Annotated in this window: 18 protein-coding genes and 1 pseudogene; 13 read left to right on the forward strand and 6 right to left on the reverse strand. The window is 38.8% G+C overall.

The features are described 5' to 3' along the window. Nucleotides 1-379 precede the first annotated feature (379 nt). On the forward strand, nt 380-1,468 hold the full coding sequence (gene prfA, locus BMW42_RS01870) for a peptide chain release factor 1 (RefSeq protein WP_035267080.1): 1,089 nt from the start codon (nt 380-382) through the stop codon (nt 1,466-1,468). Continuing rightward, a complete protein-coding gene (gene prmC, locus BMW42_RS01875) occupies nt 1,468-2,286 on the forward strand; it encodes a peptide chain release factor N(5)-glutamine methyltransferase (RefSeq protein WP_092766184.1) in 819 nt (272 codons plus the stop codon). Before prfA ends, prmC begins: the two co-directional genes overlap by 1 nt. A gap of 37 nt (nt 2,287-2,323) precedes the next feature. Here the strand turns inward: prmC and BMW42_RS01880 are convergent. The 3 genes and pseudogenes from BMW42_RS01880 to BMW42_RS01890 all read right to left on the reverse strand — a co-directional run. Continuing rightward, nucleotides 2,324-3,025 (reverse strand): annotated as a pseudogene (locus BMW42_RS01880) (ABC transporter permease); the annotation flags it as partial. 116 nt (nt 3,026-3,141) lie between these two features. Further along, nucleotides 3,142-4,092 carry an aliphatic sulfonate ABC transporter substrate-binding protein gene (locus BMW42_RS01885; protein ID WP_228143072.1) on the reverse strand — a complete coding sequence of 317 codons (951 nt, stop codon included), beginning with the start codon at nt 4,090-4,092 and terminating at the stop codon, nt 3,142-3,144. A 314-nt stretch (nt 4,093-4,406) separates the two neighbouring features. Then, nucleotides 4,407-4,760: a hypothetical protein gene (locus BMW42_RS01890; RefSeq protein WP_092766187.1), complete on the reverse strand. Its 354-nt coding sequence runs from the start codon at nt 4,758-4,760 to the stop codon at nt 4,407-4,409. Between the two features lie 280 nt (nt 4,761-5,040). Between BMW42_RS01890 and BMW42_RS01895 the strand changes: the two genes are divergently transcribed. Beyond that, complete coding sequence (locus BMW42_RS01895) at nt 5,041-5,805, forward strand: 3-hydroxyacyl-CoA dehydrogenase (protein ID WP_092766188.1); 765 nt, start codon at nt 5,041-5,043, stop codon at nt 5,803-5,805. 58 nt (nt 5,806-5,863) lie between these two features. Here BMW42_RS01895 and BMW42_RS01900 read toward each other — a convergent pair whose 3' ends face one another. Beyond that, a complete protein-coding gene (locus tag BMW42_RS01900) occupies nt 5,864-6,790 on the reverse strand; it encodes an N-acetylmuramoyl-L-alanine amidase (protein WP_171260663.1) in 927 nt (308 codons plus the stop codon). A 239-nt stretch (nt 6,791-7,029) separates the two neighbouring features. Between BMW42_RS01900 and BMW42_RS01905 the strand changes: the two genes are divergently transcribed. The 5 genes from BMW42_RS01905 to BMW42_RS01925 all read left to right on the forward strand — a co-directional run bounded on the left by BMW42_RS01905 (nt 7,030) and on the right by BMW42_RS01925 (nt 10,754). After that, nucleotides 7,030-7,809, forward strand: a complete 780-nt coding sequence (locus BMW42_RS01905) for a HesA/MoeB/ThiF family protein (protein ID WP_092766190.1) — start codon at nt 7,030-7,032, stop codon at nt 7,807-7,809. A 39-nt stretch (nt 7,810-7,848) separates the two neighbouring features. Continuing rightward, complete coding sequence (locus tag BMW42_RS01910) at nt 7,849-9,147, forward strand: ABC1 kinase family protein (RefSeq protein ID WP_092766191.1); 1,299 nt, start codon at nt 7,849-7,851, stop codon at nt 9,145-9,147. 119 nt (nt 9,148-9,266) lie between these two features. After that, the gene (folB, locus tag BMW42_RS01915) at nt 9,267-9,647 is read left to right on the forward strand and encodes a dihydroneopterin aldolase (RefSeq protein WP_092766192.1); all 381 of its coding nucleotides are present in this window, start codon (nt 9,267-9,269) and stop codon (nt 9,645-9,647) included. Further along, entirely contained in the window at nt 9,604-10,059 is a 456-nt protein-coding gene (locus tag BMW42_RS01920) for a 2-amino-4-hydroxy-6-hydroxymethyldihydropteridine diphosphokinase (RefSeq protein WP_373683270.1), read from the forward strand. The genes folB and BMW42_RS01920 overlap by 44 nt, the downstream gene beginning before the upstream one ends. Nucleotides 10,060-10,205: 146 nt before the next feature. After that, nucleotides 10,206-10,754 carry a DUF2799 domain-containing protein gene (locus BMW42_RS01925; RefSeq protein WP_092766193.1) on the forward strand — a complete coding sequence of 183 codons (549 nt, stop codon included), beginning with the start codon at nt 10,206-10,208 and terminating at the stop codon, nt 10,752-10,754. Between the two features lie 28 nt (nt 10,755-10,782). Here BMW42_RS01925 and coq7 read toward each other — a convergent pair whose 3' ends face one another. Both coq7 and BMW42_RS01935 read right to left on the reverse strand, forming a co-directional pair. Next, nucleotides 10,783-11,418 (reverse strand): 2-polyprenyl-3-methyl-6-methoxy-1,4-benzoquinone monooxygenase, encoded by a 636-nt coding sequence (gene coq7 / locus BMW42_RS01930; protein WP_035267094.1) that lies wholly within the window; start codon nt 11,416-11,418, stop codon nt 10,783-10,785. 4 nt (nt 11,419-11,422) lie between these two features. Continuing rightward, entirely contained in the window at nt 11,423-12,742 is a 1,320-nt protein-coding gene (locus tag BMW42_RS01935; protein ID WP_092766194.1) for an MFS transporter, read from the reverse strand. A 176-nt stretch (nt 12,743-12,918) separates the two neighbouring features. Here BMW42_RS01935 and BMW42_RS01940 point away from each other — a divergent pair, with 176 nt between their 5' ends. The 5 genes from BMW42_RS01940 (at nt 12,919) to BMW42_RS01960 (ending at nt 21,660) form a co-directional block, all read left to right on the forward strand. Beyond that, complete coding sequence (locus BMW42_RS01940; protein WP_092766195.1) at nt 12,919-15,675, forward strand: autotransporter assembly complex protein TamA; 2,757 nt, start codon at nt 12,919-12,921, stop codon at nt 15,673-15,675. A 43-nt stretch (nt 15,676-15,718) separates the two neighbouring features. Next, complete coding sequence (locus tag BMW42_RS01945) at nt 15,719-20,242, forward strand: translocation/assembly module TamB domain-containing protein (protein WP_092766196.1); 4,524 nt, start codon at nt 15,719-15,721, stop codon at nt 20,240-20,242. A gap of 118 nt (nt 20,243-20,360) precedes the next feature. Continuing rightward, complete coding sequence (locus BMW42_RS01950; protein WP_092766197.1) at nt 20,361-20,795, forward strand: I78 family peptidase inhibitor; 435 nt, start codon at nt 20,361-20,363, stop codon at nt 20,793-20,795. Nucleotides 20,796-20,868: 73 nt separating this feature from the next. Then, nucleotides 20,869-21,246, forward strand: coding sequence for a hypothetical protein (locus tag BMW42_RS01955; RefSeq protein ID WP_035267099.1), 378 nt, complete (start codon nt 20,869-20,871; stop codon nt 21,244-21,246). Nucleotides 21,247-21,390: 144 nt separating this feature from the next. Continuing rightward, nucleotides 21,391-21,660 carry a hypothetical protein gene (locus BMW42_RS01960; RefSeq protein WP_092766198.1) on the forward strand — a complete coding sequence of 90 codons (270 nt, stop codon included), beginning with the start codon at nt 21,391-21,393 and terminating at the stop codon, nt 21,658-21,660. The last annotated feature ends 145 nt before the right edge of the window (nt 21,661-21,805 follow it).

Below are 21,805 nucleotides of genomic sequence, written 5' to 3' on the forward strand. Positions count from 1 at the left end.
GTGGACGAGTAATAATTCGTTGAGCACAATGTAACAAGAATTGAAGCGCTAAATATGTAGAAGTTAACCTAGAGTTTTACGTTTTGGTTGCACAATGTTGTTTTTATATTACAGCTGATCATTCAATATGCATTATTGGGCTGATTAAGAAGAAACTATGGAGAGTTGATTCAGTAAACATTTTTTAAACTTGGCAGTTATGGAGCTAATTTTTGATTATCCATTAATTGGGTGTGACAAGGATCGAAAAATGGTTTTGCAAAGTCATTCTATATAAATATGTTAATTGAATGTCAGAGTCGTTAAACTACTCGCAATTTTAGAAATATTAATTTAAGGCAGTCCTTAAGTTAATCCAGTATTAGAGATTTTATTTAACATGAAAGAATCGTTACGTTTACGATTAGACCAACTTTGTGATCGTCATGAAGAATTAGAAGCGCTATTGGCTGATGTTGAAGTCATTTCCGACAATAAGCGTTTCCGTAATTTGTCACGTGAACACAATGATTTGACTGAAATCACCACTGTTTGGAAAAAATATACCCAAGCGGAAGAAGATATTGTAACGGCTGAAGCAATGTTGTCAGATCCTGACTTTAAGGAAATGGCACAAGAAGAAATTAAAGAAAATAAAGCATTAATTGAATCTTTAGAGGCAGAATTGAATATTCTGATGATTCCGAAAGATCCAAATGATGCGAACTCTGCATATCTGGAAGTACGTGCAGGGACAGGTGGCGATGAAGCTGCGATTTTCTCTGGTGATTTATTCCGTATGTACAGTAAATATGCTGAATCACAGGGTTGGCGTGTCGAAATCCTTTCTGAAAATGAAGGTGAACATGGCGGTTACAAAGAAATTATTTGTTTAATTAATGGTGAAGGTGTTTACGGACGCTTAAAATTTGAAAGCGGTGCTCATCGAGTTCAGCGCGTTCCTGCAACTGAATCACAGGGGCGAGTTCATACTTCAGCTTGTACCGTTGCAATTCTTCCTGAAATTGATGTTGATACGACTGTAGATATTAACCCTTCAGACTTGCGTATTGATACTTATCGTGCATCTGGGGCGGGTGGTCAGCACGTCAATAAAACGGATTCTGCTGTACGAATCACGCATATTCCGACAGGTACTGTTGTTGAATGTCAGGAAGAGCGTTCACAACATAAGAACAAAGCAAAGGCAATGGCATTATTGGCATCTCGTCTTGAGAATGCTAAACGTGCAGCAGCTGATGCTGCGACATCTGAAATGCGCCGTGATTTGGTGGGTTCAGGTGATCGTTCAGAACGTATTCGTACCTATAATTATCCTCAGGGTCGTATGACTGATCATCGTATTAACTTAACTTTATATAAGTTGGATGCTGTGATGGAGGGAGATTTGACTGAGCTTTTAGATAGCTTACATCGTGAATATCAAGCGGATCAATTGGCAATGCTTGCACAGCAGAATGGTGGTTAATGAACATTCAACAAGCGCTTGCACTGCGTGGTGAGCCTGAAAGTTATGAGCGTCAAGAAAATGCTTGGTTGCTCGAACATATCACTAAAATCGATTCATTCGATTTGGTGATGAAGAAGGATAAAGAGCTCACTGCAGAACAAGAGCAGGCGTATCGAGAGGCGATTGCTCGGATTGAAGCAGGTGAGCCTTTAGCTTATGTCACAGGTTCGCAACCTTTTTGGACATTGGACTTAAAAGTGACGTCCGATACTTTGGTGCCTAGACCGGACACCGAAGTTTTGGTGGAGACAGTTTTAAAGTTAGAGTTGCCTGAGGATGCGCGCGTTGTAGATTTAGGAACTGGGACAGGCGCCATTGCATTGTCACTCGCTTCCGAACGTCCTAATTGGTCTTTAACAGCAACCGATATTTATGAGCCTACATTGGAAGTCGCTAAATTTAATGCTGAGCAACATGACTTAGATCAGGTTCAATTTGTACTAGGCAGTTGGTTAAAACCGTTTGGGCGTCAATTTTTTGATGTCATTGTATCTAATCCGCCTTATATTGATCCAGCAGATGAACATATGCACAATTTGGCGACCGAGCCTCAACGTGCATTAATCTCTGATAAAAAAGGTTTAGCTGATCTTGAGCAAATTATTTTACAAGCCAAGAAGCATCTGACTGTTGAAGGTTGGGTGGTACTTGAACATGGATATGATCAAGCAGACGCTGTTCAGCATCTATTTCGTCAAGCAGGTTATAAGAAAGTGAGAACCGTTAAAGATTATGGTGGTAACGATCGCGTGACTTTAGCACAATGGCCTCATTAGAAATAAAAAAGCGACTTTAGGTCGCTTTTTTATTGATTCATCTTTTGATGACATCACGCCATAACAATAATTTTGATTCAAATACTTTCATTATGGTATCCGTGATTTTTCCCAATATTGCCAATAAAATAATAGCAATGATCACAATATCTGGACGCGATGTTTCACGTCCATCGCTTAATAAATATCCAATACCTTGCGTTGCTGCAATGAGTTCAGCGGCAATCATGAACATCCAAGCTAAACTCAAACTATTGCGCAAGCCTGTAAGGATAGATGGAGAAGCTGCGGGTAAAACGATTTGGTAGATTTGTTGCCAGCGATTCAGTCTATACACTTGAGCCAACTCAATCAATTTTCGGTCGACACCATGAATACCAGCCACAGTATTGGTATAGGTTGGAAAAAAAGCACCAATCGCAATGAGGGTGATTTTTGAGGATTCATCAATACCAAGCCATAACAAAAGGAGGGGAATCCACGCAAGACTAGGAATTGACTTAATTGCAGAAAAGGTCGGTTCAATAAACTCTTCTACATGGCGATTGAGCCCAACCAAAACTGCAAAAAATAGTGCTAAACCACTACCAATAGCAAACCCTAAAAACACTCGCCATGTACTTGCCCAAATATGTTGACCTAAATCATTCTGAGCAAATTCTTGCAGGGAAACAAATAAGCTACTTGGTGCAGGTAGCAGATAAGGTTCAACTACACCACCTCGAACCAAAATTTCACACAGCAGTACCAGTAATACAGGGAGGAAAATACCTTTCAACCATTTATTTCCTTTTGTCGACAGTTGTGATTGGACATTGATATTCCGATGCTCAATCGCTTTTTCACTGATCGCCATTATTTTGTCACCACTTTTTGAGCGAATGAGGCATTAAATAACTGTTGAACAACTTGATTTACATTTGTTCCTTTACGAACTAAGTCTTCTTCAGTCAAGATTTTGCCGGATTTTTGTAGTGCATTAATGTGTTGGGCTGTAGGAATGTTTTGATTAAAGTCAGTACGCTGAAGCTGAAGTTTTGCAACCTCTAAAGGTAGTTTAGCTTCAGTGGCGAGTAACTGCGCCAGTTTATCTGGATTGGCTTTTGCCCATTTACGTGCTTGCTCATACGCTTTAATTACGGCTTCAATTGCTTCTGGGCTAGATTGAGTAAATGGCTCTTTGACGCTTAACACGCTATAACTATTAAAGCCTACATTACGATAAAGCAGTTTTGCACCCGACTGAACTTGAGCTGATGCCATCAAAGGGTCTAAGCCAGCCCAAGCATCCACTTGTTTACGTTCTAACGCCGTTTTGCCATCTGGATGTTGCAAATGAACAAGCTGTACATCTTTTTTATTCAATCCAACGGTATCTAAAGCTTGTAGCGTAAATAAACATGGGTCAGTTCCTTTTGTTGCGGCAATTTTTTTACCTTTTAGATCTTTTAAGGATTTAATCGGGGAGTCTTTTGGCACGACTAAAGCTGTCCATTCAGGTTGGCTTTGGATATAAACTGTTTTAACAGGGCTACCATTGGCACGACTTAATACAGCGGCAAGACCAGCAGTTGAAGCAAAATCAACACTGCCGCTATTAAGATATTCTAAGGAGCGATTACTGCCTTGACTAAATACCCATTTGATTTTGGTATTGGGTAAAGCCTTTTCTAATAGCTTTTGATTTTTAACCACTAAGCTCGTAGGAGCATAATAGGCATAATCCAGTTTAATTTCCTTAGGAAGTGCGGCATTGGCTCCACTATGAACAACACTAATTGCTAAACCCAATAGACCTAATTTCAATGGAGATATTGATTTTTTCACTAAAGTACCTGATTTAATTCGCTAAATTTTCGATATAAATAGCCTTTCAGGTAATTTGTGACAAAAAAGAAAATGAGATATTAAAACAATAAATTTTGATAAAGTTAAAATTTTGAGTTAACACATTGAAATCAAATTAATATTTTATAAATATTGTGGTTTTTTGAAAATATAGTGATTTATCAGAACTTTATATAAATTAATGCAATGAGATGAAGGTCACATAATTTAATATAATAAGACTAAGAGAGAAAATGAGACCAAACCATATCAGCTTGATCTCAATACTCACATTATACGAAATACTCAGTTGAAATATCGCTCACTTCAAGAAGGTCTAATGAGTCTGACTCCAAAGCCAAGCATAGCGCTACTACCTTTAAAGTGTCCGAAATTTTTGAAGCATCTTTTAACGCAATACCTGATTTCAGTTCATTTAGACGCTCAGTTGAAATATCTAATGCAAGTGCAGTTTCACTTGCATCTTGAGTGTCTAGGAATTGATTGATTGCATTTTTTAAATCTATTTCAGATGCATTCAGAATGCTCATTTGAAGCTGCTCTGAAATTTGATCTGAATCTTGATTAAGTGCATGAGGGAAAGTTTGAGCAAAATTTTGCTCTAAGACATCGATCATTTTAAACATGATTGAACCTTTAGGAGATATGGCAAAATGCCGAAATGAATAAGATTAAAATAGTCTAAATATTAGCCGAATTCAAAAGAATAACGATGACTGTATGGTTTTTAAATCATGTCATTAAGGCAAAAAAATTGTCATGGGTGATTTATTTTTATATAAAATAAATATTAAATTATATCTATTTTGAATTATTTAGACCAATTGGTCACTGAATAAATTGAATCCGTATTAGAGGAAGATTACCCTAAAGCCAACCTAAAACTAAAAATGGATAATGGGATTTATGAATATTCAAGGAAAAGTGATTGTTGTTACAGGTGGCGCTTCTGGGTTAGGTGCGGCGACAGCAGCTTATCTTCAACAGCAGGGTGCTCGAGTCGTAATTGTTGATATGAATGCAACTTTGGGCGAACAGACTGGTCAAGAAATTGGTGCAGAATTTATTCAACTAGATGTAACTGATGAAAAAGCAGTTGAATCATTCTTTGCACACATACAAGAAAAATATGGACAATTAAATGGTTTAATCAACTGTGCTGGTATTGCACCATCAGCTAAAGTGCTTGGTCGTGATGGCCTGCATGCCTTAGATATGTTCCAAACAGTACTGAATATCAACGTCAGTGGAACCTTTAATATGTTGCGATATGCTGCGCAATTAATGTCACAGTATGCGCTTTCGGGGGAAGAGGAAGAACGCGGTGTCATTGTGAACACGGCTTCAGTTGCTGCTTTTGATGGTCAAATTGGTCAGGCTGCATATTCTGCATCTAAGGGCGCTGTTGTTGGTATGACTTTGCCATTGGCGCGTGAGTTAGCACGCGAAAAGATCCGTGTTATGACTATTGCACCTGGGATCATGGAAACTCCGATGCTTAAAGGTCTTCCGCAAAATGTGCAGGATGCATTGGGACAGATGGTTCCATTCCCACCACGTTTAGCTAAACCTGAAGAATTTGCGAAACTGGTTGGACATATCTTTGAAAATTCGTATTTAAATGGTGAAGTGATTCGATTGGATGGCGCAATTCGTATGGCGCCAAAATAATATATGAAAATCAGTTTAGTCTTCACTTAAATAGACGACTAAACTGATCTCAGATGTTTTATGGTGAAATCGCCGGACGAGCTACATTTCGATACTTCTCAAGTAATGCATCAAGGCGGGCTACAGTTTCAATATCCGCGAAACCATCATATTTCTCAGGATAAAAATGCATTTGGAATGCGGATACAACATTTTGAGTGACTTGATCGTATTGACCAGTGACAGGAATGTTATATCCGTATAATGCCAATTTGCTTTGTAACGAAGCAATATCATTCTTCCAAGGATGATAAGTACGATAATAATTTACAGTGTCGTTATCGTACCAAGCACCGATGTTATAATCTTCATATAAACGTTTCCAAGGAAATAGCGGACCTGGATCAAATTTACGACCTGGAGAAATATCACTGTGCCCCAAAATTCGGTCGGGTCTGATCTCGTATTTTTTAGTAATTTTTAAAATAATATCTGCAAGGACTTTGATTTGTTGTTTTGATGAAAATGGATACCATCGACGTTGCATCAAAGGGAGTTGTTCATCATCTGCAGGGAAACCGAGATTTTCAATTTCAATGCCGATACTTGAGGCATTCAAACTACTGTTGGTCTGCCAAGAACTCGCGCCAGCATGCCAAGCTCTTTTATCATCAGGCACAAGACGGTACACAGTAAATTTACCATTGGTTGGTAATTCGGGTACAAAATAGTGACTACTGGCAGGGAAATTAGGATCTTTAAACAAAGCCAATGTTTCGTCTTTAGATACTGCTGTGTAGTGCAGAATCAAGAACATTTGCCGATTGTCTTGATTGGGTGAAGCATTCTCTTCGTCCAGATCATAAAGCGTGCTTTCTATATATTCTGGTTGGGTATCCGAACCTTGATTGACGTATGTAATGTTGGTGATCTTTTCATCTTTACATGCCGTCAGGAATAAACTCGAAACTAATAATGTAGCGAGTGCAAAAATTTTTTTATTCATAAGTATGACTGTCATTTATTTGAGTTAGATGTTTTTAAAATCAATTGCTAGTGAAGCAATTATTGAGATTATGTTTATTAATAATGAAAAATTAAATAAGAAAATTAAACAAACCTATTCGAATTGTAACAATAAGGTACAGATCTTCTAGGGTAAAAATTATCTTCAGAATTGTATGAATAGACTGCTTATTTATTCGGTATCATAGGCTTATACAAGCATGTAATCAGGGTGTTTAGGTGAGTGATAGCATTGAACTGAGTGATGTTGAGCTACAGTTGTACGCAAGACAAATATTACTAGAGGATTGGGATATTGATGCACAAGAAAGATTAAAGCTGTCCAATGTGCTTATTATTGGTTGTGGTGGAATAGGGTGTTTGACTGCAGAGTTATTGGCGAGAGCAGGCGTCGGTAAATTGTCACTCATCGATGCTGATACTGTAGAAATTAGTAATTTACAGCGACAAACTGCTTTTGATCATTATGATGTGGGTTTTTACAAAGCTGAAGTTTTAGCCAAGAAAATTTCTCAAATTAATCCTTATATTAAGATTGAATACATCACTTCAAAAATTGATTTTAATAATGCTGCCGCACTGATTACACAGCAAGATCTTGTGTTAGATGGTTGTGATAATTTTGAAACCCGTTATTTGGTCAATCAAATCTGTAAGGATGCGAATGTTCCACTCATCAGTGCTTCTGCGATTGGTTTGCAGGGTCAGTTATTTATGGTGGATGGTGAATCAGCGTGTTATGAATGTCTTTTTCCCAAAGAAGATCATGCAGATGAGAGTTTAAGGTGTGCAGATTCAGGAGTTTTAGCAACAACTCCTAACGTGATGGCAAGTATGCAAGCACATCATGCGCTATTATATCTGGGGCTAAATTTAACACCATTAAAACAGAAGATTCTTCTATGGAATGGAATGAACATGCAACAGCGAATTTTGAATTTTGACAAGGATAAAGAATGTCAAATCTGTCACAGCAGTCAATCCGCAAAGACAATTTAATTTGCTACACTCAACATATCGAAATTTAATATCGACATTATGAAAAATAATATTTGGTTAGATGGTTTACGCTCAGTGGTCCGTGTAGGTGAAACTGCGGTCATTGCTGCGCGAGCAGGGATTAAATACGCGACAGAAAAACCGAGTAATGCGAAATTAATGCGCGAAACTTTCGAGTCACTTGGTTCAACGTATATTAAGTTGGGACAGTTTATTGCCAGTACGCCTTCATTATTTCCACGTGAATATGTTGAGGAATTTCAAGGGTGTTTAGATCAGACACCTAAACTCCCATTTAGCTATATTGAAAGTGTTTTGAATGCTGAGTTTGACGGTCGCGATTTAGGTGAAATTTTCGCATCTATTGATGAAACGCCATTAGCTTCTGCTTCGATCGCACAAGTGCATGCTGCTAAATTGGTGAGCGGCGAAGATGTCGTGATCAAAGTCCAAAAACCTGGTGTTGAAACTATCCTTTATACGGATTTAAATGTCCTACATTGGGCGACCAAGATTCTAGAGAAGGCAGTTCCTAAAGTAAAATTTGCTTCACTTGCGGATATTGTTGAAGAAATCAAAACACGTATGGTTCGTGAAGTTGATTTTATTGAAGAAGCAAAAAATATTGATGATTTTGTTAATTATCTGCACATTACTCAAAATACTAAAGCGACTGCACCAAAGGTATATCATCAATATTCAACACGTCGTGTCCTGACAATGCAGCGTCTTTATGGCGTGCCGTTGACGGATTTCGATGTGGTTCGTCAAGTTTCTAAAGACCCATCACAGGTTCTGATTACTGCCATGAACACATGGTTTGGTAGTTTGATGATGTGTGAAAGTTTCCATGCAGATTTACATGCAGGCAACCTCATGCTTTTGGATGATGGTCGCATTGGATTCATTGATTTTGGTATTGTGGGACAATTAAAGCCTGAAGTATGGACGGCATGTATTGCTTTCATGGATGCATTGCAAAATACCAATTATCCATTGATGGCAGAAAATATGCTGAAAATGGGCATGACTAATACGCAAATTGATACAACAGTTTTGGCAAACGATTTAGAACGATTATTCAGTGGCGTGCTCTCCGCTGATCCTCAGCAAATTCTGTCATCTAATCCAGCCGACTTAAATGACATCATGATGGATATGGTGGCTGTAGGTGAGCGTCATGGCATCCGTTTCCCACGGGATTTCGCATTGCTGTTTAAACAAATGCTTTATTTTGATCGTTTTATGAGAATTCTTGCGCCGTACACTGATATTTATGCAGATCAGCGCTTACAAATGGTACAAACAATCGATCCTAATCTTTTGTTGAAACATTAAATCTTAAACAAGTGTTAAAATATCACAGCAAATCCTCAATAGAAGAGGATTTGCTTTTATCGCCTCCCGTCAAGCGTGCTATCACTGTTTGATAGTTTACGAAAAGGTCATGATTGAAGATGGATTTCATATTAATTGAAGGATTGAAAGTTGAAACAGTCATCGGATGTTTTGACTGGGAACGGCAAATCATTCAACCATTATTGCTTGATCTTCATATTGCGACTGATTTAGAGCAGGCATCAAATTCAGATCTTCTCGCTGATACTTTAAATTATGCTGAAATTTGTGAAATCGCGACTCAGACGATTCAAAAAGCTCAACCTGAATTAATTGAATTTGCTGCAAAAATTGTCCTCAAAGCTTTGTTTGAACAATATCCAGCAATTGAGTCTATCCAAATTACTGTGCGTAAGCCTGCTATTATTCCACAAGCTAATTCAGTAGGAATTCGTCTTGAAAGACACCGTAATGATTTATGCGCTAGCATTGGCGAGTAATAGCCAACCGCACAATCATCTGGTGAATGCATTAAAACAAATTGCGTCATTGGGATGTATTACGCGTTCTCCTATCTATGTCATACCTTGTCGAGATGGTGTTGGACAAGATTATTGGAATGCTGCATGTTTATTAGAATCAAAGCAGCAAGTCAATGAAATTACCAATCTTTTAAAAGCGCTGGAAAAAGCTTCTGGTCGAGTCCGTCCGTCACATGATATTTCTTTGGATGTAGATCTCATTGCATGGGGAAATACGCTCCAAAATATGCAATTTAATCCAAAAAAAATGCCATTAGCCTTAGATGTTAAAATTCCAATGTTTGATATTTGGGAAAATCCATTATTTGAGCATGAAGCGCATCATTTTCCTCAAGTGTCACTAGATGGTTCATTTTCTAAAATAGGATGAGTTTCGCCGAATAGTCCATCGGTAGCATTGATCAAATATGTCTTTGATACGGAAATAGGCTGTGATGTAACAATAATCAGCTTCTTTTAAATGGACTAATTTTTATAATACGCCACTTCAAAATAAATAAGCTCCATATCAAGAAGATGTATAAAATTATTGTGTTAAGCGCAATTTTGGCGTTCCTCTCAGGTTGTGCAACGCTTTCCCCTCAAGAGTGTCGAACTGCTCAATGGTCGGAAATAGGTGAAAAAGATGGAAGCAGTGGTTATTCGAATCGCATTGTTAAACATCAAAAAGCCTGTTCAAAAGTGAATATTGAACCTGATCACAAGTTATATGAAAAAGGTTACCAACTTGGGCTTCGTTCATATTGTCAACCCGAAGTTATTTTCGATGGAGCTTTGGATGGAAGAGGTGGGTATAGGGTTTGTCCATCAGAGTTACATGCCCAATTAGCACCCTTTTATAATGTGGCCGATCAGTACTATCGTTCCAAGAAAGACAAAGATAATAAAGATACAGAAATTGAAACATATCGAGACTATTTGCTGGATGACAAAATCACCAAAGAAAAGCGGGAAGAGTATCTTAAGAAAATAAAGTCCTTAAAGCAGGATAAATTGCGGTTAGATTTGAATTTCAATCATGCTGAGCGTGAATTAAATAAGTTTAGACGATTCCATCATCTATAAAAAATGCGGCCCATGAGCCGCGTTTTTTTTAAATATAATAACTTGTTTTGGTCATGAGTTTGGATATACCCGTCATTGCGATTTTGACCGCAGCTGGTAATTCCACACCACCTGCATTTAGTGCAGTATCTCGATGCTGAAGTTCATCATGATTCATCTGTGTCAAAATTTGACGAGAGCGGGCATCATGTGGTGGGAGTTGATCGAGATGGTGTTGCAGATGCAGACTCACTTGACGTTCAGTTTCTGCAACGAAGCCTAAACTGTATTTGTCACCAGCAATACCTGCAATCGCACCCATACCAAAAGAAAGACCATACCATACAGGATTAAGTAGACTTGTATGACTATCTAACTCTTTTAAACGATCTTCACACCATGCTAAATGATCTTGTTCTTCAATCGCGGCATGCTCCATTTCACGACGAACATTAGGCAACTTAGCTGTCAATGCTTGACCGTGATAAAGCGCTTGAGCACAGACTTCACCACTGTGATTAACACGCATGAGTCCAGCAACATGCCTGGCTTCACTCACTGCGAGATGAGTCTCTGCTTGACTTGCTGGATTTTCACGTTGTGAGGTGGTGGTGCCTGGAACCAAACTACGCAGTGCTTGATCAAATGAATGGATAAATTTATCTAGACCTGTGTAGTGACGCATAACCTTAATCCTCTAAATCAATTTGAGCATTTTTTAACATTGGTTTTAAGCGTGTTAATAACCAAATCGTGTACAGAGCACTCAATATCGCTGTAATACTGAATAGAATCTTAATATCAATACTTAAGATACTTAAAATAATAATGGAGAATATAGCAGAAGACACCATGAATACTGCATTCATAATGTTATTAGCAGCCACTACGCGAGCACGATGTGAACACGGTGAATAGGCTTGCATCATGGCATACAGCGGAACAATATAAAAACCACCACTGATCCCCAATAAAGTAACTGCAATCATCACATGATAATAAATCATACCAGAATTAAACATGTCTGATATGCCAATAAAATCGCCAGTCCTTTCAGGAACAAAGGCTAAACTTCCTGCTAAATAGAAGGCGAAAACGGTTAAGCCTACTGCACCAATAGGCACCATTTTAATATTGACCTCTGAGCCACCAATTTTTCGGCATAGCAATGAACCTACACCAATACCCACAGAAAAAAAGGTAAGGAGGAGGCTGACCACATTTTCATTGGCGTGCAGATTTTGCTGAGTCATTTGAGGAATTTGAGTTAAATAAGTCGCGCCGTAAAACCAATACCAAGAATTACCCAATAAAATGGTAAAGATGAGGGGTAAACTTTTTGCATAACGTATGGTTTGAAAACTGGTTCGAAAGAAATTCCAATCGACATTGATATGATTTTCACGGACTTTTTGTTTGAGAATGAAGCGACTACAAATATAACCAAGTATCGCGATGGTCACGACCGTCAGGCTGATCCAAACTAAGTTGCCTTCAGAGTTTGAAATCACTACACCACCCAAGATCATCCCCATCAATATTGCAATGGAAGTACCTGATTGAAATAAAGCATTACCCGACATCAATTCATTTGGTTTTAATATTTCAGGGAGAATGGCGTATTTAATCGGTCCGAAGAAGGTACTGTGTGTACCCATGAGGAACAATGCAAATAACAATAGCCATAAATTGCCGAGTAAAAATCCAGCAGTACCAATCAGCATAATCAAGATTTCAAGCAATTTGATATTACGAATCAAGAAAGAGCGTTCGTATTTGTCTGCAATTTGTCCTGCAGTCGCTGAAAAAATGAAGTAAGGTAGAATAAAGAGAAGTGCAGCTAGATTATTCAGTGTGCTTACGCTTGCGGTCTGTTGTTGAATCCAACCATAGGTAATGACAAGCAATAAGGATTGTTTAAAGACATTATCGTTTAAGGCTCCAAAAAATTGAGTCAAAAACATAGGTAAAAAACGGTGCGAACTCAGTAGATGCTCTTGTTTTTGCATGACAATTCAGCTTTTTTAAAAATTATTAAGAAATGTGATGATTTAGTAACAATATCGGAAAATCATGTATCATATTTTCATCCTAAAAATTTTGAAAATACTAGAAATTTGATTCAGTTAGCTTGAGTGAAAAATCCGTATTTTCTATTTAAAATATAAAGTATTCAGAGCGCAGTATGCCATCGAAAACACAATTTAAAAAATCATTACTTTCCCAATGTGTGCAGCACACATGGATATTAAATGATATCAATAAATGGTTCTATGCAAGTGTTTTTTTAGGTGCTCTTTCTTCACCTGTGTTATTTGCAGCTGACACAGTGGTATCAAGTCAGGAGCTTGAGCCTGCGACATCTGTACAAGCCATCGAAAATAATAAACAAAAAATAGAAAATGTTGCGCAGCAACAGGGATTGTCAAAAGAGAAAATTGAAAGTATTGATCAAAAAATAGATCAGTTGAGTGGGCAAGATGATTTTAATAGTTATGAAATGCTTCAGCAGCAAGAGCAATTGAGTCCACAAGAGCAATTCAAACCGATAGAATTTGATGATTTGGAGTTGCTGCCTGAGGAAAGTGTGGACCCTCGACTTGCCAATGAAATTTTATCAGTCGCTGAACAAGCCAAGCAGGAAGCGCAAAATTTCAGATCGGGATTGACGACTCCAGCAGTTCAAGTACAAGATCTACCTGCGAATGACATTTCAGAGGCTGAGTTAACAAAAGCTCCAGTCAACATTGATCAGTTGATGCAAAATATTCAGTCTGATCGTCAGATTGAGGTGTCTGAAAATGTGGAAGGACGTTCATTATCCGTTCAAACCCAAGAACCTGAAAATAAAGAACCAGAAAAAGTAAATGTGTTTAAACGCATTTTCTACAAAATACGTCCTCCACGTCTTAATCAGCCCGCTGTTGTGCCACGTATTACCGCAGATGTTACAGGCGCACCTAAACCACTCGCGGACAATATCAAAGCAAAGTTATCATCATTCACTGTTGAGTCATTTTCAGATTTCAATGCTGCCGTCCCGCAACTCCGTAATATGACTGTCCAAGCTGCACAAGCCGTAGGTTATTACGATGCTGAATTTAAGTTTGAAAAAGTCAGTGATAACCGAGTGCGTGTCAATGTCACACCTCATAATCCAGTAGTGGTGCGAGAACAAAATATTGAATTTACTGGGCCTGGGGAGAATCTTGCTCAATTGCAAGTGATTCGAGTGCTTCCTGATTTGGAGGTGGGTGATATTTTCGATCATGGTAAATACGAAGCGACAAAAGCTCGAATCATTGAAGCGGCGAATAACAACGGTTTCTTTGATTATTATTGGCGAATGCACGATGTCATGTTGGCCCGCCCTCAAAATCAAGCAGATATAAATTTGAAGATGGAAACAGGTGAACGTTATAAGCTGGATGATGTGCAGTTTAGAATGAGTGATCCATCAAAAAAAATACCGATTCGTGAAGATATTTTAAGAACCTTAGCTCCTTGGCAAGAAGGTGCAGACTTTACCGCATGGCGTGTAAATGTATTAGCCAACAACTTAACCAATTCACGTTATTTTAACTATAGCCTTGTTGACGCTGTTAAACCTGATCCAATTATTAAGCCGCTTGAACTCGCACCTGATTTGCAGGCTTTGGTGGATGAGCAAAAAATCGATCGAAGTTTATTAACAGGTCAAGAAAAGGCTGAACAACAGGCAAGTTCATCAGAAGAAGTCACGCAGAATGTGGCAGATGAAACTCAATTTGCGGGTGGAAATGAACGTCGTACTTTGCAAGAGCGTAATGATGCTGATAATCAAGCGCAAGCCAAGCAGGAAGAAACTGAGCGTTTACAAGCCTTAGCACGTGAAGAAAAAAAAATCCCTGTCATCGTGACATTGAATGCGGATAAATTAAATAGTGTTGAAGCGGGTATTGGTTATGGTACTGATACAGGTGTGCGCTTACGAAGTCAGTACCGCCGTTCTATTGTGAATGATCGTGGTCATTCGTTTGATGCAAACTTAGAGTTGTCACAAGTCAGACAATCAATTGATGGTCGTTATAATATTCCATATAAACACCCATTAAATGATTATGTCAGTCTAGTTGGTGGTTACGAGCGTGAAGATCGTGATGAAATTGGGAATGGATTAAATCTCATCGTGGAATCCGCTGTTGCCGGAGCTGACAGAATTATTAAAGGTGCGCGTCGTGATTGGCAGCATATTTTTGGTGTGCGTTATCGTCTAGATCGTATGACGATTGAAGGTGATATTCCTGAGACACTTGACCCAGATACCAATTGGGATGAAATCCCAGAGTTTGTCGTTGCAACGGGTAATGATGAGCAGCAATCTTTATTACTTGGTTATGAAGCCACTAAAGTCACCAGTGATAATCGATTAAATCCGACAAAAGGATTTAAACAAAACTACAAAATCCAATTGGGGAGTGAAAGCCTGCTATCCGATGCTGATATGGCGATTGTAAATGCGAATTGGAAATTTTTATATTCATTAGGCAGTAACAATGATCATCAATTCATTGGTGGGGCAAACCTCGGTTATATCATCACTGAAGATTTTCAAAAAGTGCCCTATAACTTGAGATTCTTTGAAGGGGGTGACCAAAGTCTACGAGGCTTTGACTATAAGAGTTTGTCCCCTGTGGAATTTGGATATAAAGTCGGAGGTCAAGCGCGTGCGATTGGGACTTTAGAGTACAATTACCAATTTAAAGAAGGCTGGCGCGCCGCGTTATTTAGTGATTTTGGTAATGCTTATGATGAAAAATTTACCAATGATACTGAATATAGCATAGGAGCAGGAATCCGCTGGAACTCTCCAATTGGTCCAATTCGTCTAGATGTGGCATCGGGGATATCTGATCCTGGTAAACCTATTCGTCTACATTTCTTTATCGGGCCGCAACTTTAATATTTAAGATAATAAAAGTACTCAATCATTTTTTGGAATAAGTATGGCTGAAGACATCGAGCAGCAACCTGAGCAACAACCTGATCAAAACGTGACGCCACAGCGAAGTTTATTACGCCGTGTATTGCTGATCATTTTATTTATTCTGATCTTTTTTGTGGCTTCGCTTGCCGTAATGTTTTCAACAGACAAAGGCAGTAAATTCTTACTTGACCGTGCTTTGTCCACTCAACAGATTATTCAGTATGAATATGAAGGTGGAAATTTACTTCAAGGCATCATTCTAAAAAATGTATTGGTGACGCTGAAATCAGTTGATGTGAAAATTGATAGAGCTGATGTCACTTTGGGTTGGCGTGCCATATTAGATAAAGAAATTCATTTGAATCGTGCCGATGTCCGAAATTTGCGTGTCATTAACAAGTCACCGCCAAGTGATGAGCCATTTAAGTTTAGTGAAATCAAACTCCCTTTTGTTTTACGTGTTGATCATGCCGATATCGATCAATTGGTGATTCAGACATCAAGTTCTAAAGTGCAATTTAATGACATTATCCTAAATGAAGCACTATGGTCAGGTACTGAGCTTAAGTTTGAAGACTCGCAGTTTGATATGGGCTATTTGTCTGTAAAAAATGCAACAGGTCAGATGGATTTTAAAGGTAAATATCCGTTAGATGCGCAAGCAGTTGTAAGACTCCCATCTTTAAAGTCGATCAACGTTGAGGATATTTATCTCCATGCAAAAGGCTCTTTAGATACCATTCAAGCGGGCATTGCCACGCGTACCCCTGATTTATTAACGGGTTGGGCAGTGGTGCATCCAGTTCGAAAAAATGTACCGATGCAAGGTGCTTTGAACTTTAAAGATTATCACTGGCCTTTAATGTTAGAGCAGGAGTTTTTATCTAAACAAGGAGTTGCTAAGTTTTCTGGAGATATCCAACGTTTGAATTTGGATATTAACACCGATATTTCTGGTAAAAATATTCCTCAAGGACAATATACTGCGCTTGCGCATACAGATCTCGTCAATCAATTGAATATTTCAAACCTGAATGGTCAATTGATGAACGGGGCGCTGAATCTTGTGGGTGTCGTCGGGTGGAAGGATAAAGTCACTTGGGATGTGCAAGGTCGCTTAGATAAAATCAATCCAAAAGATAAAGTGATTCCACAAGTGGTGCAAGATTTTCTGCCAGAACGTTTGGATGCCAAAATCGCTTCAGCAGGTTCGTTAGAGAAGGGATTAGATCTCACAGCACTTATTGATTTTGACCAATATGAAACTTGGAATTTAAAGCTTAATCAAGCTGAACAAAAAAATAATAAACCGAATCCAATGTTGCTAGATGTCGCTTGGAAAAATATTGATCGTGCTGTTCCGTACATTGGTTGGTTAAGTAGTGAGTCTGGGGATGTAAATCTTGCTTTAGTTGAAGGTCAACAAAATATTCATGTGGCAACCGTAGTTGGTGCAAATGAAAAAGGAACTTTACCAGCTGGAAAATACAATGCCCAATTAGACCTTAAAGGGAATGATCTTCATGTTCCTTCATTTATCTATCAAGCAGATGGAAAAGGATCTTTACAAGCAAATGCCAAGGTTGAATTACCATCTGATCAAAGACAGTTGAAATGGAATGCGGTGCTTAATGCAAAAAACTTTAATCCGCAAACCATCACTGCTGCTGCTCCTGTAAATTTATTAAATGGACAAATTCAAGCGAGTGGCTTTGCTCGCCCTAACCAGCAAATTATTCAGTTAAATCAGATCAATCTTTCAGGTCAGCTTGCCAATCAAAATCCACCGGAAACAATTAAGCTGACTGGGTCAAGTACAGCAGCTATTCTTCTACATGATGAAAAGTCGGGTGGTGGTTTTAAAGGCTTCGCAGTAAATTATGATGGTGCATTACATGCAAGCCAACTGCCACAAGGGGATGGTCAGCTTAAAATACGTGTAGCAGGCACACCTCAGCGCATCAATATTTCCGAATTTAAACATCAGGGTGCTGCAGGTCAGATCAATGCCAACGGTTTAGTCAATTTTGCCAATGGAATCGGATGGGACATTAATGCTTCTTTAATACGCTTTAAGCCTCATTATTTTGTTTCAAGTGTTAAAGGTGAAATTTCAGGTAATGTCAAAACGGATGGTGTTTGGTCAGATCGTTTGAAAAAAATTAATATTGATCGACTCAATCTCGCTGGCATGATCAATAAAAAACCGCTGAGAGCAAAAGGTAATCTTGCTGTTATTCTTAATTCGAATCAGACAGGTTTCCTACCACAACAGTTTGAAGCCAATAATTTGTATTTGGTGTATGCGCAGAATCAGATTCAAGCCGAAGGGAATGCTCAGAATCTTCGCGTTAAGATTGACGCACCTGCATTATTTGAGCTTTATCCTGGTTTACGTGGTCGTGCGCAAGGTTTTGTTAATGTGCAGTCTCAACCGAGATTGTCCGCAACTGCGAATGTAAAGGTGAATAACTTTGGTTTCAATGATCTTGTCAGTATCAAATCACTCAACATCCAAGGGGAATTACCAACTTCAGATACAGTGCCTACTGCATTAACTGCAAGAATGGACAGTTTAAGAAGTGGCAATCGTGAGATTCAAAACGCTGAAGTCTCAATTGCTGGTACGCGAAAAGCACATTTATTGAAAGTCCAAGCCGCGAACAAGCTGTCTAAATTTTATGTGCAACTGGCAGGTGGATTTAATCCTGCGAATGATTGGTTAGGTCAAATTCAAAAAGGTGACTTTGACTCTGCACGGGTGCATTTGAAACAGGCCCAATCTGCCCCTGTGATTTATAATACTGCGAAAACAGAATTATTTGTGGGTGCTCATTGCTGGACCAGTAATCAAAGCCAACTTTGCTTTGATCAGCCCTTACGTGTAAGTAAGACCAAAGGTAGCGCCTCATTTGTGAGTCGGAATTTAGATCTTGGTGACTTTGCCGCATTTATGCCTGAAGGTTTCGCAATTACGGGTAAATTGGATGGTTATGCTAAAGCGTCTTGGGGGCAAGGCATTCAACCAAAAATCGATGCCAAACTTGTTACACGTAATGGTGTTGTGGGTCTAGCAGCTGCCGATCCTGATGATATCAGCACTACAATGAACTACGATGAAGTAAGTCTTATTGCGCGAAGTATTCGAGAAGGATTATTACTTCGTGCTGATTTGAAAGCTCCGAATATTGGGACTGGATATGCAAATGTTGTGGTGAATCCATTTGTTGATTCGAAACCAATGCGTGGTGAAGTTGCTCTGAGTCAAGTACAACTGAAAATTTTAAAACCATTCATTTCGGATGTGCGTAAAATCGATGGTAATTTATCCCTTGCGGGTAAAATCAGTGGGACATTGACTCAACCGTTATTTAACGGCGAAATGCGACTTAAAAATGGTTCAATCAGCATGATTTCGTTACCTGTTAATCTCACGAATATTCAGCTGTATTCATCTATTCGTCAAAACCAAGCGACGATCGATGGCGCTTTCAATAGTGGTCGAGGTGTGGGTAAATTAACGGGTGATATCGATTGGAAAAATGATCCTAGAATTCGTTTAAAACTCAAAGGTGATAATTTATTTATTCGCCAAGCACCATTAATCACAGCTGTTGTGAACACTGAGATGGATTTAGATGCACGTCCAGTCAGCAAGCAGTTAACTTTGAATGGTAAAGTTGAAGTCCCGCGGGCGCTGATTTCAATGCCAGAATCCAGTGCATCAGTAGTGCCTTTATCTGCTGATGTTCGAGTGGTACGTGAAGGTGATAATCAACTCGCGGTACTTAAGGCTGCAAAGCCATGGGATATCCGCGCTGACTTAGAATTAAATTTAGGAAACCAAGTGATTTTCCAAGGCTTTAATAGTCGTATTCCATTGCTTGGGCGAATTTACTTAACGCAACGCGGATTAGAAACTGCCATGCGTGCCAATGGTGCTATTGGTGTAAGTAAACGCGTTACCATTGAAGCTTATGGGCAGTCTTTAGAATTAAGTCGTGCAATTGCACGTTTCAATGGCGCATTGTCCAACCCAACCCTTGAGGTTGAAGCAAGTAAACTTATTTCAGGCAGTACAGTTGGGGTGCGTGTTACTGGAACCGCAAGTAGTCCAAATATCCAAGTATTTAATGATGCGGGATTATCTGAACAAGAAGCAATGAATGCCTTGATTACAGGTCGAATCAATGAAGGTTCAAGTAGCTTGAGTCAAGCAGAAGGCTTTAAGTCAGATGTGAACAATACCATTGCTGCAGCGGGGATTAGCTTAGGGCTTGGTGGTACACGTGCTTTGACCAATCAAATTGGACAGACATTTGGGTTAAGTGGTCTTGCTCTTGATGCGCAAGGAACAGGTGATGATACTCAAGTGAGTGTGACAGGTTATCTGACCCCTGATTTATATATTCGATATGGTGTAGGTGTCTTTACGCCAGTCAATAAATTGACCCTACGATATCAGATGAACCAAAGACTCTATCTGGAAGCAAGTCAGTCTTTAGAAAAAGCCATTGATATTTTCTATAACTGGCGATTCTAAAAGGTAAAAGGGCTTCAATCGAAGCCTTTTTTAATTCACTGTATAAACCGAAATTAAATTTAAGCCCTATTGTTAAAATGCTAGACTTAAAATTTATCGGACAAGAAAGAATTAAAAAATGAAAACAATTGCAATATTCATCGCGATGATAGCGGCAACACTCATGGCGGGCTGTCAAACCACTCAAACTGAGCAACTTACTCCAAAAATTGGAATGGCTAATCCTGCAAGCAAATTTTGTGCTCAACAAGGTGGAAAATTAGAAATACGCGATGAGGCAAATGGTCAAGTGGGTTATTGCCAGTTGCCAGATGGTGTTGTGGTAGAAGAATGGGAACTATTTAGACATCATCAAAATATTTGCAAGCCTGAAGAAGCAAAAAAATTAGTCGGCATGCATAATCTTGATGATCAACAGATTTTGAATAAAACCAAAGCCATAATTATTCGCCGTGTCGGACCAAATGATCTGGTTACTATGGATTATCGAAATGATCGTATTACAGTAACCGTGGATGATCAGAATAAAATTATTCGTTCAAGCTGCGGTTAATGAACGAGAAATGTCATTACACGATTTCCTATTCGGTTTAACTCGATTATCATAGCCGCAACAGGAGAGATGTATGAACAAATTCGTGATTCTGGGTGCTGTACTTGGTTCAGCCGTTTTGCTCAGTGCTTGTGAAGAAAAAAAGCCACTAACCCCTGAAGAAGTCTGGCATGGTTACTGTACCAGTATTGGTAATGCTGCACGCTCTATTTTGCTAGATCGTCAAAATGGTATCGAGAAGACTGCAGCGGTCGAACATGCTTCTAAACTGACCGATCCGACGACGAAGAAATTTGTAGATGCTCAAATTGAGAAGGTCTATGCTTATCCTGCGAATCAATTAGAAGTGGATCGTGATGCATTAATGGCTAAATTCAAAAAAGAAGCAACGGATGAGTGTTTAGCCACTCCTTACGATAAAGATAATCTGCCTGACTACAAACAGTTTTAAGGTGCTTCGATAAGATTGATCATAAATAAGAGGGAAGCGTAAGTTTCCCTTTTTTTTTGTCGAAATTAATTACAAATTTTGATTAGCATTAAAATAGAAAAGCTTATATAAAAATAAGATAAATAAAACAAAAGGAGCGGAACAATGGAAGTGGTCGCATACCTGAATAATGCCGATCTTCTGCTTGAAGATGGCAATGGTGTTGCTGTAATTAATGGCAGCCATTACGTCCTAAGTTTAGGGGATCGAGTCTATCTTAAAAATATGATCAATGAACATGCCAAAATTTATCAGGTACACATTAGTTTTGCCTGTGCCGAACACCGCATGCTACATGATGATGAAATTCTGGTCAGATTCGAAGGAACACGAGAAAGTCTGCAACAATATTTAGATCGCACGACTGTCCACTAAGGTTGAATAGTCAAAAAAGGATTTAAAAGGCAACATCTTGTTGCCTTTTATTTATTTCAGATCCGTAAAAGCTTCATGTTAATGTCAGAATTGTTCGATAAAACAACATATTGAACAGTGAGTAATCAGAAGAGAGATCATTTAG

Origin of the sequence: Acinetobacter sp. DSM 11652 (assembly GCF_900109815.1) — a bacterium.
Classification (GTDB): Bacteria; Pseudomonadota; Gammaproteobacteria; order Pseudomonadales; family Moraxellaceae; genus Acinetobacter.

Bases quoted from the DNA above. Each gene is read 5' to 3' on its own strand.
- prfA (WP_035267080.1), top strand. From the start codon at position 380: ATGAAAGAATCGTTACGTTTACGATTAGACCAACTTTGTGATCGTCAT.
- prmC (WP_092766184.1), top strand. From the start codon at position 1,468: ATGAACATTCAACAAGCGCTTGCACTGCGTGGTGAGCCTGAAAGTTAT.
- BMW42_RS01890 (WP_092766187.1), bottom strand. From the start codon at position 4,760: ATGTTTAAAATGATCGATGTCTTAGAGCAAAATTTTGCTCAAACTTTC.
- BMW42_RS01895 (WP_092766188.1), top strand. From the start codon at position 5,041: ATGAATATTCAAGGAAAAGTGATTGTTGTTACAGGTGGCGCTTCTGGG.
- BMW42_RS01900 (WP_171260663.1), bottom strand. From the start codon at position 6,790: ATGAATAAAAAAATTTTTGCACTCGCTACATTATTAGTTTCGAGTTTA.
- BMW42_RS01910 (WP_092766191.1), top strand. From the start codon at position 7,849: ATGAAAAATAATATTTGGTTAGATGGTTTACGCTCAGTGGTCCGTGTA.
- folB (WP_092766192.1), top strand. From the start codon at position 9,267: ATGGATTTCATATTAATTGAAGGATTGAAAGTTGAAACAGTCATCGGA.
- BMW42_RS01925 (WP_092766193.1), top strand. From the start codon at position 10,206: ATGTATAAAATTATTGTGTTAAGCGCAATTTTGGCGTTCCTCTCAGGT.
- coq7 (WP_035267094.1), bottom strand. From the start codon at position 11,418: ATGCGTCACTACACAGGTCTAGATAAATTTATCCATTCATTTGATCAA.
- BMW42_RS01935 (WP_092766194.1), bottom strand. From the start codon at position 12,742: ATGCAAAAACAAGAGCATCTACTGAGTTCGCACCGTTTTTTACCTATG.
- BMW42_RS01940 (WP_092766195.1), top strand. From the start codon at position 12,919: ATGCCATCGAAAACACAATTTAAAAAATCATTACTTTCCCAATGTGTG.
- BMW42_RS01945 (WP_092766196.1), top strand. From the start codon at position 15,719: ATGGCTGAAGACATCGAGCAGCAACCTGAGCAACAACCTGATCAAAAC.
- BMW42_RS01950 (WP_092766197.1), top strand. From the start codon at position 20,361: ATGAAAACAATTGCAATATTCATCGCGATGATAGCGGCAACACTCATG.
- BMW42_RS01955 (WP_035267099.1), top strand. From the start codon at position 20,869: ATGAACAAATTCGTGATTCTGGGTGCTGTACTTGGTTCAGCCGTTTTG.
- BMW42_RS01960 (WP_092766198.1), top strand. From the start codon at position 21,391: ATGGAAGTGGTCGCATACCTGAATAATGCCGATCTTCTGCTTGAAGAT.